The organism is Massilia sp. LC238 (genome assembly GCF_000735635.1).
Taxonomy (GTDB): Bacteria; Pseudomonadota; Gammaproteobacteria; order Burkholderiales; family Burkholderiaceae_D; genus Telluria; species Telluria varians.
In genome coordinates this window covers 104,692-122,042 of the sequence record NZ_JNNN01000032.1, presented here as the reverse complement: position 1 = coordinate 122,042, position 17,351 = coordinate 104,692, and the positions used below count along the sequence as shown (strand labels likewise).

The following is a 17,351-nucleotide window of genomic DNA, read 5'->3' as shown; positions in this document are numbered from 1 at the left end:
TCGTGCTACGCCGACGCCTGCTGTGTTCAACTTCGCTTTCCAAGATAGTCCCCACCAAAATTTAGTGGGGGCTACTTTGCGACCGGCGCCGTTCAGTGTCTAGACGGTGCTGATTTGACGCTTACGTGAAGATTAGCTTCTGGTCTTCAGCAACCAAGAACGTTAGCCTCATTTCTTGGGCCTACATTGTTTGCAGGCGCTTCCAAACATCGGCCTAGTGACATCTACCGAGCCGTTCGTTTTCGCTTGACGCCACCATGCAGTAGTTCGTAGCCCATGGGCTGCAGCAGCACTACCGTCGCCTGTCCAGTACGCGTAATAAGGTAGCTCACTACCACTGAGCGCCTTCAGCATTTGTTCCGCAGCTAGTAGCGCAGTGCGCCGGGACTGAATAGCGCCGTAGGGAGTAAAGGTACTCGCACAGCCTGTTAGATTGCGTGTCAGCGTTTGGCCTGGCTCCAGATATGACGTCCGGCTCGAAAGTGAGTCAGCCCCTTCATCATCGCGATAAAGGCAGTCCAAGCACCCCTGCCCGCTAGAAGTTACAGCCACCGCATGTCCACCGAGGTCGAGGGGTTCCAGCCAGGTGTACACAACTGGAGTCTTTGGATGAGACAAGCGTATTGCGCGCGATAGTTGCCGCTCCAAAGTCGGCATGCCTAATGCAACTATGAAGCCATCAACCTCAGTTGTTGTGTTTGTGAGTAGCCATCGGTAGGCATCCTCAGGCTGTGCAACTACTTCAATGCCCGGATATCTGGCTGGAAGAGTCGCCTGCAGTGCGTGTACTTTCGATGTTCCAATCCAGAATCGCCCAAGTGCATGTCGGAACACATTGTCAGCAGAAAGACTTTGAGGGTCGACCAGCGTCAATTTTCCAACTCCGCTTGTCGCTAACGCGTCCGCCACCTCAGACCCAACTGAGCCACAGCCAAAAACCACGATATGTCGGCTACCGAGGCTTAAGTTGGCACCACCTCGCTCACGCATGTGAGTCACGGTGTGCCTGGCTATCATCAGGTTTGCGATAGGCGTGTCTGCGTCAGGGCACCCCTCTAGCACTCCAAATGTGAAACCGATGAGTGAACGTCCTCCTACCGCGCGAGGCATTGAAACGAGGAGAGCAACACGTTCTGGTTTAGGAGTACTGCCTAAGAGCTCAGCCCAAAGTGCTTGTTGTTCTGCATCGAACTCCTTCTGCAAGTTTTCCAGGTAGCTGATTTGCAAATCTTCGTTCGGTCCTGGCGGCAGAACGGGCTCAGGCAAAGCGAAATACACGGCTCTATAGCCACGAGCTTCCTTTGTCGGAAAGTGGGAGGGTTTAGAGCCTTCGAAGAAGTTCAGGTTGGAAAAGTCGGTATCCTCGTCAGCGTAGCAATTAACAGAGCGGGAACGCTCATCGACTTCTACGGTAGTGCGACCAAATAGCATCTCAGGCCGGTTACTCCAGTACCCTTCCAACTCGTTGAAGAATTCTGCATGCCCTTGCTTGCTATCCTCAAGTGACTTTTCTAATAAATGAATGGCTGCTAGAACCGTCTCTGCAACCGTATCAGCGTGTCTCGAGAAGTCGATTGAAAGGGATTCTGAATCCTTAACGCAAACCCAGCCATGACATGCGACGTGCGCGAGCAGCTCATCATTGTTATCCAAGTGCACGGCGGGCAGCGACCCGTCTAGCGGCCAGTTGCAGCTCACACTCAGAGTCCACTGGTTATCGCCACGCGCGATTTGCAAGCCCAACGAATTAGTTCGACTGGTAGGGACCTCAACGACGGTAGCGCCGGCAGCTTCGCAAACCTCTCTTGTTCGAGCAAAACACTCGCTTAGCGGTTGCGAAACGACGTCCATTAAGCCGAGTTTCCAGTACCGATGAAAGCTGCGCCGACTGCCTTGGCAGTTGAGGATTTGCTAGGGACCGGGAAATTATCACCGAAAAACTTCACAAGCTTCTTCGCTGCTTCTTCCGGAAGCGTTTCTTCGTACGCAGCCTGAAGCGTTTCTCGAAGAAGCTCTAGTTCGGCCTTGAAGTTGTCCATCTGATTCTTGGTCATCCCTTGCATAAGGTCGGCATAGGGGGCCGTCGGCAGCTCGACAGTAAGACGTGGATAGAACCCTTCATCGGTCAAAGCGTAGGAGAAGCGCTGCAAAATCGCATTCGTCCAATCAAGCAATGCAACGATGTCAATCATTGTTCCTGAGGTAGTCTTGTACGGCTTGAACCACAGGTACGCAGCGACTGTCAGGGCAATGCTGAGTGGACCGCCCGAGGAGAAGCGCACGTGACGCCAGCGCTTCATGTACCGGATACACCGGCGATATTGTTTGACGTCTAGTCCTTCAAAACGATTGCAAATCAGCTCTGTGAGCTGTTCAGGGTCAGAGACCTCCCAGACTCGGTGCTCAGCGGCTGAGTGTTCTTTGCCCTTTGCCAGGTCCAGTAGCCCATCTGCGCGTTTGGCGTAAAGAGCCAAGTCGACGTGATATTCGATTTCACCACCGCGCATGTAGTTGACCGTGACGCAAGGTCTGCGAATGTTGACAGTGCGTCCGTGCGTATCAAGAGCGTCACGGATTTTCTTCTTCAGCTCTACAGGGTCTGGGTAAGCGTCGCGCGTGCAGTCGAAGACGATACCAATATCAATGTCGTAGTTCCCGTCCAAGGGGCGTACGCCTGTATGCATGGAGTAGCTACCTTGATGAAAGTACTCCCAGTTCGGCACATCGTCAGGCAAGCGAGCTTCCAAGGCTTGAATAAGCGTATTGCGCTTTACCCTAAGATTTGCTTTTTCGTCACTTTCGCCCAGCTTAATGCTGGCATGGAATTGGTCAAACTGGGTCTGGAGGGCGGCCATATGAACTCGAAGTTGTGAGAACTATCTCAGATTGACCTCGAGCTTCTGCGTTAGCACTCGTCGAGGGGGAGTGCTAACAAGCATACACATCTGAAAAATTTGCGTCAAGACAGCCGAGTAACTGACTGCTTATTATATATATAACATCATTTGCTAGAGACCAATATTGTCGAACAGCTTAGCCCCAAGCACTGTCACGGACAGCATAAATCCGCCAATGAGGGCAAAGCGTTCGATACATTTGATAACTAAATTGCGGCCTTCAACAGTAGATATAAGCTTTTCCATTCCACCTCCATCTAAATCTCAGTCAAAGCGTTTCGCTGAACGTAAAATCGATATCAGAGTGACTTGGTATCCGACGTTCGCTGCCTGGTTAAGCCGTAAATGGTCAGCGCCACGATAGTTGCATCTCCTAGAAAAGCCGTTCTGCTGTTATCTATGCCGCAATCCTAGTAGGTCCGTTGTCGACCATTGTACCTCTACTGAATGGCGGCGCCGTGGTGCCTACGCTCGACGTTCTAGCAGTGTGCAAAAAGGCTAAAACATCTACGTATACCTACCATCGGAGGAGAGGGCTTGATACCCCGCGGCCGGGAGTTTGTAAGCGCGTCAAGCGGGATACCATGGACGCACACTGGGCAGCAGCTAGAGGTAGGGGCGGGCGAATCCGTCTGAAGTCTGGCTGGAGTCTCGGCGCATTCGCGCGAACCGAGATGCCCAGGGCGTTGTCGAGCTTCACTTCTGGGCCAAGATGCGAGCTTTGCGCCGGAGTGCAGAGCAGGGGGCATCTTGGCCCGGAGAATCACTTCTACTAAAGAATCTCCTTTCACTAACGTCGTTAAGTCGACGATAACGCTTAAGCTTTATAGGTTGAAGCCACTTTCTTTAAGCGCCTGCTTCTTTTTCAAGATATCAGCAAGTAGAGCTAGGATTTTATTTATGTTGCCTGGTTTAACGAAGTGGTGAGCGAAGCCGGCTGCTTGTGTGGCTTCACGGTCTTGGGGCTGTCCATATCCAGTTAAAGCTATCAATACTGCACTATTCGTATTCGGAAGATGTCGTAGGCGGTTTGCTAACTCAATTCCATTCATGTCTGGAAGGCCAATGTCCAATATGCATACATCGATAGACACAGTTTCTGCGCAAATAAGGGCTTTTTGGGGATGATTTTCGATGTAGACGTTATAGCCACTTGCCTTGAGCAACATCCCAAGAATTTCTGCGGCGTCCACGTTGTCATCGACAAGAAGAATCTGTAAATCTCCATCAATCTTGGTTGAACTATTCGTTTCAATACTTGTGTCTGGTGTTTTTTTTTCCTTCACTACGGGAAGTGAGACAGAGAACTCGCTTCCTAAACCTTTTCCAGCACTATGCGCTGTCACGCGTCCGCCATGGAGCGTTACTAAACTCTTGACCAGAGCGAGACCAATACCGAGTCCACCTTGCTGGCGGTCCGAAGTTCGCTCCCCTTGCACGAAGAGCTCGAAAGCGCGCTCAGTAAGGTCTGCAGACATACCTATGCCGTTGTCTCGCACAGTTAAAATGACTTCGCCTTCGCGAACTCGTGACTCAAGGGCTATGTTTCCACCATTGTGTGTGTACTTAACAGCATTGCTGAGTAAATTCGCTAAAACTTGAACAAGGCGCTTTTTATCACCAGATATTTGAAGACCTGCTGGGGGCATATCCACTATTAAGTGGTGGCCCTGTGCGTCGGACAATGGCCTGATTTGTTCGACAGCCTCCTCAACGACTTGGCGTACATCAAGCGTTTTGACTTCTAAGCTAATTTTTCCTTGCGTAACACGAGAGACATCGAGCAGGTCCTCAATCAAACCTGTCATATGACGCGCTTGGCGAGAGATGACGTCGCTAATACGTTGAATGTTTTCTTCGTTGGGCCCAGCAATTTGCAGTAGCTCCGCAGCAGCAGAAATCGGTGCGAGAGGGTTGCGCAGCTCGTGCGCTAGCATCGCTAAGAACTCGTCTTTACGTCGGTCAGAGTCTTGCAAAGCTTCTTGAGCCAGGCGCTGCTCATGTATATCGGTACAGGTACCCATCCACCGCACAATCTCGCCATTCTCGTCACGTTGCGGTAGAGCACGTCCGAGCGTCCAGCGATACACTCCGGAGTGGTGGCGTAGACGATACTCGATTTCATATGGCTCGCCAGTAGCCAAACTGTGGCGCCACCGCTTCCACGCACGTTCCTGGTCATCAGGGTGGAACATGTCGTTCCATCCGTCTCCATTGGTCGAGCCATACTGCACACCAGTGAACTCGTACCATTGGTCGTTGTAATAGTCGTGGTAACCGTCGGGCAGGGTAGACCAAACCATCTGGGGCATCGCATTTGCAATTGTGCGAAATTTTGCTTCGCTCTCTTTGAGCGCTTTCTCAGTCGCCTTGCGCTCTTTCGCTTCGTGATGACGCTCTAGTAAAAGCGACGCTGTATGAAGCAAGACACCCATAGAATCCGTCTCATCCTTTGTAGGGCTGCGCGATTCACGGCAGTAGAACGCAAAGGTTCCGAGGACTCTGCCTTTAGAGGACAAGATGGGTTGTGACCAGCACGAACGAAGACCGTGTGCATCGGCCAGACCAACAAAGGGCGCACACAGCGGGTCAGTCTGAATCTCGCGAATGAAGACGGGGCTCTTGGTATAGGCTGCAGTGCCGCAGGCGCCAGCTGACGGACCGATTGTCAGGCCATCAATTGCTTCGTTGAACGAAGAAGGTAGAGACGGTGCTGCACCTACTCTCAAACACCTGCCCTCATCGTCTGACAGCAATATCGACGCATATATCGTTTGACCGAGGTACGTTTCTGCAGTTTCAGTTAAAGTGGACAGAACTTTTTCTATCGGCGCGTCCGTTACAGCCAGTTCCATCGCTCGTTGCTGACCGAGAGCAAACACAGCACTTCGTTCGCGCTCATGTTTAACGAGCGTGAAGTCAGCCAACGTGCGGTTGAGGGCATCAATCGTTTGCTGGTGCGCTGTTATGTCACGAGACACTGAAAGCAACCCCTCTAGCCGCCCTTTAGAGCGGATGGGAGTAATGTGAACATCCCAATACTTTGGCGTGCCGGCAGCGGTAGGACAGAAGGCGGAGAAATGCCCTGTACCGCCCTGATAGGCCTTTTCCATCTCAGCTCTTACTAACGCTCGTGCCTCTTCTGGCCAGAAGTCAATCCATGTAGCGCCTTGCACGTCATCGAAATCGACAATCTCCATTATCGACTGTCCGTTACGATTCATCCTTACAAGACGTCCCTCAAGGTCAATCACCTTAACGCAATCGACACTACACTCAAAAAGTAGTTCTGAGAAAATTTTAGTTGCGCTAGGTGCAACGGTTTCAGCCATGGTTAATATAGGTAGCGTGGTCAGCGTTGTGTCTCTGCAGGAAGCTCTGTTTGCAGCTGCTCTTGGTTGAACTCGTAGCTCAACGCGAGTACCAATTTTAGTAGTCCTACAGGATATTAGGCGGACTGTAGACACTGACCCTGGATGAGTTCATTTGTTACAAATTTCGAACTTGAACGTTATTGCTGCACCTGGTTCATATGAAATCCGCTCTTGTGTTAGAGAAAGATGCTCCATCCAGCGTTAGGACGACCAAGCTGCTGAGCTGTCTGGGATACGTCACGGCACCAGTTCGTTCACCGGAGGAGGCCCTCAACGTAGCAAGCGCAATCAAGTTTGATGTGGTCGTTACTTATACTGCAACAAAACCTAACGATAGGCGTTCGCTTACTGGGGAACTCAAACGTGTTGCTCCCGAGGCGGCCGTAGTACTTCTTGTTAACGACAACGAGGAGAGGCCTCTACCTGGTTACAAGGGCGTTAGCGCTGTCCTTGAACGACCGCCATCCGCGGATGATGTTCGTCGAGCTGTAATGTTCGGGATAGACGGATACGGTCTGCAGCCAGCATATGTGTTGCCGTTCGAAGAACGTAGAAAAGCACTGTTTTAGTCAGCAAAGACGGCCTACCGAATTAGCATAGCGGGTAACGAGTACAAGGAGATGTTCGAGAGTTCATTTGAAGTCAGCACCGAACTGCTCGGACAGTAGGCGGATACACTCGTCTAAGGTCGACGCTCGCTTTGCCTTATCAAGTGATTCACAAAGCGACGTGAGCCTGCTTTGCAAGCCTAGCATCTGCGCTTTCGTCATCTTTGCTAATAAGTCAAGCTTTGGCTCCACTGGCAGTTCTACTTGCAGGCGCATATAACGGCCTTCGGCAGTTTGTATATGCTTGAACTGGTTGAGTATGCTCTTCGTCCAGCTGTGTAACGCTAACAAATCGAGTGGCTGCGAATTCACCAATTGATGCCGAGGCTCAAACCAGTGATAAGCGGCTGCAGTTAAGGCAATGCTGACCGGTGCTCCAGACGTAAAGTGGAGGTCTCGCCATCGCTTGAGGTATCGGATACAGCGCCGATACTGCCGTAGTTCATCCTTTTTGAAGCGGTTCGCCAGCCTCCTGGTAAGATTCTGCGGGTTGGACTTCTCCCATAGTCGTCGAGTAGGTTCTGAATGCTCCTTCCCTTTTGCAATGTCTAGTAGACCATCAGCACGTTTGACGTAAACCGCAAAATCGACATGGTACGCAGACTGCCCCTCGCGTAAATAATGCGCTGTCACACAGGAGTTACGAACTCTCACAGTTCGTCTGCTACGCTTCAGTGCATCACGGACCGCAACCTTGAGTGCTACCGGGTCTTTGTACGCAGCGCGGGTGCAGTCAAAGATGAGACCAATATCGATGTCGTAGTCGCTATTCAGCGGGACGGTTCCGGTGTGCATAGCATAGCTTCCCTGATTGAACCATTCAAACGAGGGTGTGCCAGGAGGAAGGTTGGCTTGTAGGTCATCCAGAAGAATCTGACGCTTCTTACGCAACTCTGCTTTCTCGTTGTCCTCACCTAGTCGGATGCGTTCGTGGAAGCGGTCAAAATATGCTTGCGCGGCTGGCGATTTCTCTCGCCGGCTATCTATCAACAAAGCACCGAGACCAAGTGCAGCGATACCGATGAGCGGGTACATCAACTATTGTTGCCGGCAGTGGAGGAGCAATCTTGCTCCGTTCGATGTAAGGCGCCTGCCGAAGCTTTCAACGGCGGCGCCCACGAACGCCTTGCCCCTTTACGGTAGTCGATGCGATGCGGGCTTAACATCTGATGCTTTTCACGTCTTGTTAGAGAATTAGCTGCATAGGTATCGCGACCAGCCTCTTTTGCCCGATAAAGCGCTGAGTCGGCAGCTTCAATTAGCTCTCGAGACGTATGGACAGCTCGGTCACCGAGCGCCGCGCCAATCGTTGTAGTGACATGCAACACACGACCCTCGAGCACAAAAGGTTCGCGCACAAGTGTCAAGATTTTCTGAGCAACTAGCTCGGCGTCAATAAGACCACAGACGTCTTGAAGCAGGACTGTAAATTCGTTGCCTACCAAGCGTGCTACCAGGTCAAAGCTACGCTCTGCCGCTAGTTACTTGATTAGAAAATCATCTTTATTCTTACCATCTAACCACCGTGGCGCACGTCCACGACCTGTCCAGGTTTGTCCGGACTTAGGGTCACGGTACTTAGCGGCTACCGTTTTCTGCTTCTTGGCCGCCGCAGGACGCTTCGAGTCTTCAAGGTCAGCAATAGTTAAACCACTAGTCTTCATCATCTCCTGAATACGTTTCTTTGCCTCTGCTAGTTCGCTTTGCCGTGCTTGTTCGGCAAGAACCTGCAACTTGGCGATTTGGTCTTGATACTCTTGATATGTTGGCATTACATGACCCTTCCATAGGTTAGAAGAACAGCGTTGCGAATATATCATAAACCGAACGTTGTGCTTGAATTTGGACGATACATTTGCTAGTACTATTGGTGGTAGCCATTCGCTACAGTATCAGTTAATTAGATTGCGCAAGATAATGGAATTGTTACCAGAAACTCACTACTAGACACACAGTTGTCTAGATTTAAAATAGCCGTTCTCTATGGCAATTAAGTACATAAGTATTCTGTATGCTTCCTGTAACTGGACATGCTTTTACTCGGGAATTGTGCGCTACTACACAACAGTCGGGTATCACAGGTTGTAAAATACTGTCTTAGATATACGCTGTAGTACAGGATAATTGTTGCATTTTAGTAAGCTGTTGATTGGTTTTCGAAGTTAATGAACGATTTGGCATGCGATGGAATTACGTTCGTTACTTTTGCGTATTATGAAAGTTTGTTGTGGAAAACGAAATCCCTTCTGGCCTAGATGAAAAAATTCATCTTCTAATTGTGGAAGACTACAAACATTTAGCTGAGACTTTTGGAGTGGTTTTTAAAATGGCGGGTTTCTTGGTAACTGTTGAATCTGACCCACTTAGTGCCTTGAAACTCGCCGAGGCTAATGAATACAAAGTGTTTTTAATTGACTTGGGTTTGGACAATTTTAGCGGACTTGAGTTGGCGCGAAGAATTAGAAAGATGCCGCAATTTAAGTGTGCGTTTTTGATTGCGATGACAGGTTTGGGAGCGGAGTATAGACGTGCTTGCATTAACGCAGGGTTTGACGAGTTCTTTACAAAACCTGTTGATGCAGCAGAAATTGTAGAAATTTTACGAGGGAAATTCCAATTGAAGTGTCGTTCTGAAGCTGGTGGTAACTTCAATTGTAATTAAGGAGAGCTTTACGAATGACTGTGCCAGTAACTTTTAAAGAACTGGAGTTGCGCTTGCGCAAATTGGACTCTACAACGCCCGATTGCAGGACTGCGATATCCGGTTTTCGTCAAGAAGTGGATGCAGCGTGCGATAAAAAGTATATTTCACTTAAAGAGTGGCGCGAACTGGTGTTAAGACTTTCACCAATTCAGGAGAAATGTCTACAATTGCAGCCTGATGCCTGGCGGCGGCCTGTGCCTAAGGCATAACCAGTTGGCTGGATGACTTGTGCTAGATTAAGCCGGCGACGTTATTGAAACATCGCCGGCTTTTCTTTCCTACAGCTGAGATAAGTTGCACATAGGAACACGGGCCTTTTATGAGGTCCGTTTTCGTTTGAGTCATCGATTCGCCTATTTGCAGGTGTCCTACGGCCTTCGGAAAATTACCGCAAAGTTACTTTTAGCCATCGTTGTAGTAGTCTAGCGGGATGCACATTGAACTTCAACGTACCTTCGGAACCTACACGGAACCTCAACTAGAGGATGAAGATGTTGATTGGTATCAACATTTTACTTCTAACCCGCGGCGACTGACCTGGGACGACCTTCAGCGGTCCAGTGTCACAGTGGTGCTAGGTGAGGCCGGCATCGGTAAGACTGCAGAGCTTCAATTGCAAGCAGCGCGCATGAAGGCGTCAGGCCGTCTATCCTTCTTCATCCCGCTTAATGAGCTAGTGACGGTCGACTGGGAGTTAGCGCTAGGGGACGAGCTAGCCTTATTCCAAGCTTGGCTGCACGGTTCTCAAGAGGGATACTTTTTTCTTGATGCGGTCGACGAGGCAAGGCTGCAGACCCACGCTGACTTCAAGCGCGCAATCCTGGCGGTTCGCGCTGCAGTAGCTTCCAACATCCAGCATGCCAAGATAGTTATCTCATCCAGGGTAACTGATTGGACTGAGCTAGACGTCCAGAAAACAGTTACCACTTACCTGCTCAAGCCGATAAGCCAGGCCGGCGCTCGTGAGGTGGCTCGCACCCTGGAGATGACCGCGACTGAATCGTCAGAGCAAACGAATTTGCAAGTTATTCGAGGCGAGGACAATGCTTCTTTCGAGGCGAGTGAAAGCAGGGAAGAGCTGAACGTCGTCACGCTCGACGCGCTTTCAAAGGAGGATGCCTACCGCTGCGCTAGATACTACAAGCTAGAGGAGGAAGCTGGGTTCTGGGCTGCGGTCGACGAAGGTGATTACGAGTTCATGGCAAGTCGTCCTCTAGACCTGCAGTGGATGGTCAGGCTGTGGAACCAGCGGAGAGTTCTTGGGACGTATGCAGAACTCATTGAAGCGAACATCGGTGAGCGGCTGCGCGAGCCAAACGAACTTTACCGTCATGCTAGACGCTCGCTTGCTGAAGCGCGGCTACGAGAAGGCGCCACTGAGCTCGCCGCGGCAATGGAGTTTGGAGGGATACCTTTCATAGCTGTGCGGGACTCTGGTGCCTTTGAAGGACGTGTCCTTGACACGTTCAAGGTGCTCGATACCTGGTCGCCGCCAGACGTCCAGCTGCTACTCACCACAGCAATTTTTGACGAAGCCAGCTTTGACAGGGTGAAGTTTCATCACCGGTCTGTTCGTGAGTACTTAGCTGCGAAATGGGTCGATGCAAAGCTGGTCCAAGGCGTACCGTTTAGCCGGCTCGAACCACTGTTTGTCGGCAAGCCCAGTGGTGTGCTCACTCTTATCCCATCGCGAAGGCCGGTGCTAGCTTGGCTAGCTGCAATCAACGTACAAGCCCGTGCCTGGGTCGTATCGAAATTCCCGGAAATCCTGCTGCATGGAGGAGACCCTCAGTCCTGGGACCAACAATCGGCCGACCTTGCCTTCAAAGCAGCTACCTATGAGACTAAGCGAAGTGTACGGATTCGAGAATGGTACAAGAGCGTTGGGGACTACCTGCGAATCGGTCGAGCGCTTAGCCCTGGTCAAGTAGCCTCCGTTCTCGACGACCCCAACGCGTCTTGGCAGGGATTGTCCATCGCTTACCGGCTAGCACGCCACGGGAAAATCTACGATTGTGCTGGTGCCGCCTTCGAAATATATCGCGGTAAGGCCCGCTTTGATTGGGAGAAAACTGCAGCCCTAGCAGTCCTAGCAGCGGTCGGCACACCTATTCAACGTGAGCACATACTTGCCGATATTGAGGCCGGCGCCGTTTCGACAAACGAGATGATTGCAGCTGCACTCGCCTGTGTAATCCTCTCCGCTCTTTCTCCCGCACGGTTAGCCGCCATCTTTCGTCTTACACAGAGCGAAGGCGAGCATGGGACTGGGCCCATGGCCGATACAGTTCGAAGGCACATCCTTCCAAAAGCCGACTTGGCGTCAGCCATACTTGTACTTCAGGCTGTTCTTCTGAGTCTCCCGCGGCCGCTGCCTGGCCAACGATTTGAATGGTATCCATCAGAAAATGCGCCTGAGCGTGCGTGGCTTCTCCACGTGCTTCCTCACTGCTTGCTGACCGTTCTTAACTTGACTGACAGAGTCGATGAGCAAACCCTCCCGAGCATCTTGGACGCTGCTCAGCAAGTTACGACGTTGCGACATACTGGATTTTCGAACAAGGAGGAGACCAAGCGCATACGTGAGGCTATCAATCTATTACCCGAACTGAGAAGGCAAGTCGCCGTTGCAATCTCTAAGGTTAAAGACCTTCAGCGACCCATTGACCGCCTCGTCTGGGATGACTGGTCTATCGTTAGCTTTGCTACTGAAGACTTGCCAGAGTTGACGCGTCTGGCAAACGACTCGAGTGTCGAGTCGGCGGAACGCGACCTCTGGTTTGGAGTTGGTGTTGAAGTCGCAATTAGGCTAGGTAACGGCAAGGCACGTGCAGCAGCGATGCGCAACTTGAGAGGGTTAGACGGACGTCGTTCAGAAGCGGTTTCAGAGCGGTACAGGACCTGGCATGGCGGCGCACGAAGTCAACGCAAGTGGAAGGCCGAGGAGCGAGTGCGACAAGCTAAGCAAACCGCTGAATTGCTTCAGACTCGTTCAAAATTTCTCGCTAAAAAAGCATCTATCGAGAGCGGGACGGACTCTGCAAGCTTAGCGCAGCTAGTGTCTCTTGCTCATCATTGCTCAGCATGGGGTGACAATGAAGGCGTGAAGCTGGATGTCTTTGCCTCTCAATATGGGACGGAGGTAACAGACTCACTTAGTAAGGGATTGCAGGCCTACTGGAAGCTGACACCTCCACCGAACCCGTCAGATTTCCAATACGGGCAAGTTCCATGGGAGGCCCTTACAGCGCTTGCAGGCGTGAGCTTGACCATAGGAGACGGGACTAATTTCTCAAGATTGTCGTCGGGAGAAGTAATGTCGGCTGCTCAAATCGCCGCGTGGGCCCTCCCAGGGCCACCGAGTTGGTTTGAACCTTTGTGTCGAGCTCGCTCGAGCGAAGTCGAAGCTGCTCTCAATCCATGGGTGCTTAACGAGGTCACACATGACCGACCTGGTACGGGAATCCGCGGTGCATTCGTCTTAGCGATGCACTGTCCTGTGGATATGCGGCGTTCTCTAATCGCCGGCGCCGAGCGCCTGGTCCTCGATGGCAGCGTGACGAGCAATGACGTTCGAAAGCGGTTGGTACATGCGTTGTACGAAGACGGCCTCATGTCCCCAAGTGAACTAGACAAGGTATGTCAGAGCGAGCTTGAGCTATTGAGTGATGAGTCCTTGAACAGCTTGGACTTTAAATGGCTTCGAATCTGGGCAACTAGTCGGCCGGACGAGGCGTGGAACTGGTACAAAGAGCGTCTCTCGCCTTCAATCGAAGAGCGCGAGGTAGAGCTTAGTAGCTTCGCGGCGTCAATGGACCAGCTGGACTGGATTCCCATGCCCTGGGACCCAGAAGCTGTTCGAATAATGCTCGACATCGCGGGAGTCTTGAGGGCTGGCGACCTCAACACAAAGACCGCCCTCAACACGGGGAACGCGATAGAAGACTCGCCGATTAAGCACATGGTTTATGTGATTGGCAAAAACTTCGCAAACCTGCCTGGTCGCGCAGGTCGCAACGCGCTTCAGGCACTGGTTACTGACGAGTTCAATTTAGACCTGAGGTCGAATTTCTTAGAGTTCTTGCATGAACATGCAGAGCGAGATGTAAGCATCGGACAGCAGTGGACCATTGCGCGGCTGCGGAGCCTGCATAGCTCCTTCGACTCTGCGCCCCAGAGCGAAGCTCAGCTATACGACCAGGTGATAGCACGTTTAGAAGAAATTCGAACCGGCCTCGAGGAGGGGCCGTTCAGCGAACGCAGCCTCTTCAGTGCAGAAACTTCGGAGAAGCAGCTTCAGCTATGGCTTGCTGCCAAATTCCGCGACACTCAAAACTGCAGATTTAGCGTTCACCGCGAAGAAGAGGTCGACGACGATAAGAAAACCGACATCCAGCTTAGCTCGCGCGTCTGGAACGTATGCGTCGAAATCAAGCCTGTGGACGCAACCCGGAGCTATTCAGCGAACTCTCTTACCGACACGCTTCGAACTCAAATCGTCGAGCAGTACCTAAAAGGGAACAACAGTTCGCGAGGCATACTAGTGCTGATGCAGCTGGATAGAAAAACATGGGACATCCCAGGCAGGCAGAGAGGACAGCCCTTCGAAGCACTGGTCGAGTACCTTCAGCAGCAGGCCCAGCGCATCAAGGAGAGTTCATCTGGTGTAAACGAGCTCGTAGTGTTCCCCATGCGATGCGTTATCTGATTTAGCCTGGCACGAAATGTTGAGCCAATGGTCTAGAGTAGTTGTCTTTCTGTCGAAATTCTAACCGCGGAGTGATGATGTCGTTACCTTCTGACCTGACGGACGCACGTGAACACCATCTAACCGCACTTGTAGACGCGGGTGCGAGCGAGAACACATATCTCGATTTCAAGCGAGACATTCCAGGCCGCGACGCACGAGGAACTCAAGACCTTGTAGCGGATGTGTCTGCCTTCGCTAATAGTTCAGGCGGCGACCTCATCTATGGCATTAACGAGGACGGGGAAGGTCGCGCTGCCCAAATCGTGCCGCAAGCAGGCAATATGGATGAGGAAGCGCGACGCGTACAAGACGTCTTAATGAACGGTATCGAGCCACGTGTGCCAGGTCTACAGGTCGTTCCAATACAAGTAGCCAGAGGTTTCGTTCTGGTCGTCAGAGTCCCACAAAGCTGGGCTGGGCCTCATCGGGTTAGGTCAAACAATGCATTTTACCTTCGCGAGAATGGACGTAAGCGAACGTTGGACGTGCCGGAGATTCGAGGACTATTTCTACGCTCGGACCAGCAAGCACAACGGGTCCGCGACTTCAGAACTGAGCGGATTGGCCAGATTCTCGCTGGAGGGGCGCCGCACCGCTTAGTACACGGAGCAGTTCTTGTAGGGCATTTCGTTCCGACACAAGCAGCGCTTGGCGAAGTCGCAGTTGACCCTGTACCGTACATGCGTGACCGCCGTTTACCAGTTCTAAGTACCACCATCCCGGGCGCACGAATCAATGCCGATGGCGCTCTTGTGGTACGCACTCCTAGAGCTGAAGGAACCTATGGGTATTCGCAGCTGTTTAGAAATGGGTACTTCGAAACAGTGAAAGTCTTCGAAGCCCCAGCAGGGGAGTTGGCGCCTCTTGGGAGCATTGCGTATGAGCGTGACTTTATCGCCCTGGTTCGAGCACTTCGGGCTGAGTACACACACCTCGGAATTGGCACTGAGATGACGTGTATGGTTTCGCTCCTGCGTGCGAACCGAGCAGAACTTGGCCTCAACAGATGGGACTACAATCTCGAAGACCATCAGGGGCTCTTCGACAGAGAGACGCTAGTTTTGCCAGATGTTCTGTTGCCAGCAGAGCTGAGTGAAGAGCAGGCACTTCGACCAGTCTTCGACCTGATGTGGCAGTCTGCAGGCATTGAGCGTTCGTTAAACTACAACGATGCAGGCAACTGGGTTCCTGGTCGACGCTGAGGAAGAGATATCGTAGGATTGATATCCGACCACCAGTCGACCCAACATATCGCCCATAAGAGCTGTTCACTTCTTCCGGTCCTTCACTTCCTGACCGCTTTCTAGCTTACTAGTACTGCTTGCCGTAGTCTTCATATCATGGAACGTTACGGCCGGCAGTATGGCAGGTCCAGCTTGCATCCGCGACGTCAGAGCCAGAATTTGGTCACGCATAGCAGACCAGAGAAATGATGCGCCGTTCACGGTTGCTAAGTTCTCTGGTGTCTCTATTCGCTCAGTTCCCTTCAGTACAAGCACCAGGGCTCTGGCTTCGATATCAATTTTGTATGGAGAAAACACTTGTTCTGAAGTGTTCTCTTCAACTTCATTTTTGACCGCCAATCGCATGGTAACTAAGAATACTTGACCATGCTCCTGAGTTGCATCGGCCTCCGCTATGCTCACTGAGGTATCTAAACTTACGCCAGAAAAGGCAAAGACCGTTGTTAGCGGATTTGGCAGATTTTTAGGAGCGTGTGCAGCATCGTATTCGACGTCAACTTTCTTAAAGAACAGTTGCAACATCTGAACTGGACCTGTTTTCATGCCGCCTCCTTAGGATATGCTATCGCGTCTTCTTTTGTAAATGGTGTTCCCATAGGTAGAAATGAAGAAGATGTTTCTACTTTTCGAACGTCGACTTCACGTATGCCAGCATCCAGCGCATCCGCCATCCATCCTTCAAAAATCGGACTCATAGCCTCCCCTAGCGACAGTGCAGGAATCGTGATATGGCCTTTGCCTTCATAGACGTGCTCATGACGACCGAGCGGTGTCACTGAGTCTACATCCCAGATGATTGGAACAAATTGATGCTCCAATCGTGGCGCTAATAGAATATTTTCCAGAGCTTCTTCCTCTACGCGCTTCTTCCAAAGTGGAATATCTACTCCAGCCTTGTCAGCTAGAGCCTTCAACACGTCAGAGCGCGTCATCACAAGCTCTAGTAGCAAACGTGTAGACGTGTCAGGGTAAAACTCTTCGTTTTCGTAACGTGAGAACGCTATAACTCCCTTACCAATAATTTTGGAAGCCTGTTTTTGCGTCAGCCCGTACTTCTTACGAAAAGCAACAATTTCCTCACCCATCAGCTGCCCTTCGTACTCTGACTTCCTAGCAGTTAACCGACGCAGGTTCTCAGAGTGCTGTTCAGAGGACATGGTAACGGCCTTGCACTGGTCACAATGCAATTCTAAGAGCTCGACGCTAACAGTTTTCTTGTTAGGATAAAAATTTCTGATTCTAGTCGCTTCATGCAAATTTCCTTGTTTGCACACTCGACAGATTTCTTTTGATTCCATGAATATCTCCAGTTTGTTAGAGGTGGCAAGAGACCAGTACTAAGATTAAATCTCCGTTAACTCCTAACGAAAACTTCAGATAAATGTACAAACCGTCTTCAGTACGCGTGCCAGTTTTTTCATCAAAATGTAAGCCGTACACGTCGCAAGGGAAAATGTCTTCCCCATCTACCTCAGCCCATTCGGACTTTTTGTAATCGCCCTTACCTCGACCGCCTGGGCGTAGAGCACAAATCATCTGCGCAATCTTTGAATATTCCCACTTATACTTGACAAGAACATCATCACGGCATTTAGGTGTTGCTAACCACAGTTGTTTCTTATCAAAATCGATTTGTTTCTCTCTTATCAGTTTTTGAAGCTCAGGTAATTTGATTAAAGGCCCCTTTGATATCACCCGTCTGTTCTTGTTCTCTTCTGGGAGAGGTATCGAATTGGGGTCTCGATGCCAGAGTGTAGGTATGTTTATCATGGTG

Annotated in this window: 14 protein-coding genes and 1 pseudogene; 5 read left to right on the top strand and 10 right to left on the bottom strand. The window is 51.0% G+C overall.

The genetic code is table 11. From position 1 onward, the window contains the following. Positions 1 to 168: 168 nt before the first annotated feature. The 7 genes from FG94_RS26560 to FG94_RS26545 form a co-directional block, all read right to left on the bottom strand. Positions 169 to 1,653, bottom strand: a complete 1,485-nt coding sequence (locus FG94_RS26560) for a ThiF family adenylyltransferase (RefSeq protein ID WP_161783953.1) — start codon at positions 1,651 to 1,653, stop codon at positions 169 to 171. 197 nt (positions 1,654 to 1,850) lie between these two features. Further along, the gene (locus FG94_RS08575; RefSeq protein WP_036209797.1) at positions 1,851 to 2,855 is read right to left on the bottom strand and encodes a nucleotidyltransferase; all 1,005 of its coding nucleotides are present in this window, start codon (positions 2,853 to 2,855) and stop codon (positions 1,851 to 1,853) included. 153 nt (positions 2,856 to 3,008) lie between these two features. Beyond that, positions 3,009 to 3,143 (bottom strand): hypothetical protein, encoded by a 135-nt coding sequence (locus FG94_RS28445; protein ID WP_267872333.1) that lies wholly within the window; start codon positions 3,141 to 3,143, stop codon positions 3,009 to 3,011. A gap of 578 nt (positions 3,144 to 3,721) precedes the next feature. Then, a complete protein-coding gene (locus FG94_RS26555; protein ID WP_081925875.1) occupies positions 3,722 to 6,229 on the bottom strand; it encodes a PAS domain-containing protein in 2,508 nt (835 codons plus the stop codon). Between the two features lie 674 nt (positions 6,230 to 6,903). Beyond that, a complete protein-coding gene (locus FG94_RS27205; protein ID WP_152570906.1) occupies positions 6,904 to 7,914 on the bottom strand; it encodes a cyclic GMP-AMP synthase DncV-like nucleotidyltransferase in 1,011 nt (336 codons plus the stop codon). Then, positions 7,914 to 8,336, bottom strand: a complete 423-nt coding sequence (locus tag FG94_RS26550) for a diguanylate cyclase domain-containing protein (protein ID WP_081925874.1) — start codon at positions 8,334 to 8,336, stop codon at positions 7,914 to 7,916. Before FG94_RS26550 ends, FG94_RS27205 begins: the two co-directional genes overlap by 1 nt. Before the next feature lie 24 nt (positions 8,337 to 8,360). Beyond that, the gene (locus FG94_RS26545; RefSeq protein WP_081925873.1) at positions 8,361 to 8,651 is read right to left on the bottom strand and encodes an H-NS family nucleoid-associated regulatory protein; all 291 of its coding nucleotides are present in this window, start codon (positions 8,649 to 8,651) and stop codon (positions 8,361 to 8,363) included. Positions 8,652 to 9,106: 455 nt separating this feature from the next. Between FG94_RS26545 and FG94_RS26540 the strand changes: the two genes are divergently transcribed. The 5 genes and pseudogenes from FG94_RS26540 to FG94_RS28130 all read left to right on the top strand — a co-directional run bounded on the left by FG94_RS26540 (position 9,107) and on the right by FG94_RS28130 (position 15,535). Next, positions 9,107 to 9,541 carry a response regulator gene (locus tag FG94_RS26540; RefSeq protein ID WP_081925872.1) on the top strand — a complete coding sequence of 145 codons (435 nt, stop codon included), beginning with the start codon at positions 9,107 to 9,109 and terminating at the stop codon, positions 9,539 to 9,541. A gap of 14 nt (positions 9,542 to 9,555) precedes the next feature. Then, complete coding sequence (locus FG94_RS27200) at positions 9,556 to 9,792, top strand: hypothetical protein (protein ID WP_152570905.1); 237 nt, start codon at positions 9,556 to 9,558, stop codon at positions 9,790 to 9,792. Between the two features lie 419 nt (positions 9,793 to 10,211). Beyond that, on the top strand, positions 10,212 to 14,291 hold the full coding sequence (locus FG94_RS08565; protein ID WP_036209793.1) for a hypothetical protein: 4,080 nt from the start codon (positions 10,212 to 10,214) through the stop codon (positions 14,289 to 14,291). Between the two features lie 74 nt (positions 14,292 to 14,365). Further along, a pseudogene (locus FG94_RS28625) lies at positions 14,366 to 14,803 on the top strand (helix-turn-helix domain-containing protein); the annotation flags it as partial. 489 nt (positions 14,804 to 15,292) lie between these two features. Then, the gene (locus FG94_RS28130) at positions 15,293 to 15,535 is read left to right on the top strand and encodes a hypothetical protein (RefSeq protein WP_229445894.1); all 243 of its coding nucleotides are present in this window, start codon (positions 15,293 to 15,295) and stop codon (positions 15,533 to 15,535) included. A gap of 66 nt (positions 15,536 to 15,601) precedes the next feature. Here the strand turns inward: FG94_RS28130 and FG94_RS27195 are convergent, their stop codons facing one another. Genes FG94_RS27195 through FG94_RS27190 form a run of 3 tightly spaced genes read right to left on the bottom strand, consistent with a single transcriptional unit; the run spans position 15,602 to position 17,347 of the window. After that, on the bottom strand, positions 15,602 to 16,120 hold the full coding sequence (locus FG94_RS27195) for a hypothetical protein (protein WP_152570904.1): 519 nt from the start codon (positions 16,118 to 16,120) through the stop codon (positions 15,602 to 15,604). Then, positions 16,117 to 16,875: a type II TA system antitoxin MqsA family protein gene (locus FG94_RS26530; RefSeq protein ID WP_081925870.1), complete on the bottom strand. Its 759-nt coding sequence runs from the start codon at positions 16,873 to 16,875 to the stop codon at positions 16,117 to 16,119. Before FG94_RS26530 ends, FG94_RS27195 begins: the two co-directional genes overlap by 4 nt. Positions 16,876 to 16,891: 16 nt before the next feature. Further along, a complete protein-coding gene (locus tag FG94_RS27190) occupies positions 16,892 to 17,347 on the bottom strand; it encodes a hypothetical protein (RefSeq protein ID WP_152570903.1) in 456 nt (151 codons plus the stop codon). Positions 17,348 to 17,351 lie beyond the last annotated feature (4 nt).

Bases quoted from the DNA above. Each gene is read 5' to 3' on its own strand.
- FG94_RS26545 (WP_081925873.1), bottom strand. From the start codon at position 8,651: ATGCCAACATATCAAGAGTATCAAGACCAAATCGCCAAGTTGCAGGTT.
- FG94_RS27205 (WP_152570906.1), bottom strand. From the start codon at position 7,914: ATGTACCCGCTCATCGGTATCGCTGCACTTGGTCTCGGTGCTTTGTTG.
- FG94_RS08575 (WP_036209797.1), bottom strand. From the start codon at position 2,855: ATGGCCGCCCTCCAGACCCAGTTTGACCAATTCCATGCCAGCATTAAG.
- FG94_RS27190 (WP_152570903.1), bottom strand. From the start codon at position 17,347: ATGATAAACATACCTACACTCTGGCATCGAGACCCCAATTCGATACCT.
- FG94_RS27200 (WP_152570905.1), top strand. From the start codon at position 9,556: ATGACTGTGCCAGTAACTTTTAAAGAACTGGAGTTGCGCTTGCGCAAA.
- FG94_RS26555 (WP_081925875.1), bottom strand. From the start codon at position 6,229: ATGGCTGAAACCGTTGCACCTAGCGCAACTAAAATTTTCTCAGAACTA.
- FG94_RS28130 (WP_229445894.1), top strand. From the start codon at position 15,293: ATGGTTTCGCTCCTGCGTGCGAACCGAGCAGAACTTGGCCTCAACAGA.
- FG94_RS26530 (WP_081925870.1), bottom strand. From the start codon at position 16,875: ATGGAATCAAAAGAAATCTGTCGAGTGTGCAAACAAGGAAATTTGCAT.
- FG94_RS28445 (WP_267872333.1), bottom strand. From the start codon at position 3,143: ATGGAAAAGCTTATATCTACTGTTGAAGGCCGCAATTTAGTTATCAAA.
- FG94_RS08565 (WP_036209793.1), top strand. From the start codon at position 10,212: ATGAAGGCGTCAGGCCGTCTATCCTTCTTCATCCCGCTTAATGAGCTA.
- FG94_RS27195 (WP_152570904.1), bottom strand. From the start codon at position 16,120: ATGAAAACAGGTCCAGTTCAGATGTTGCAACTGTTCTTTAAGAAAGTT.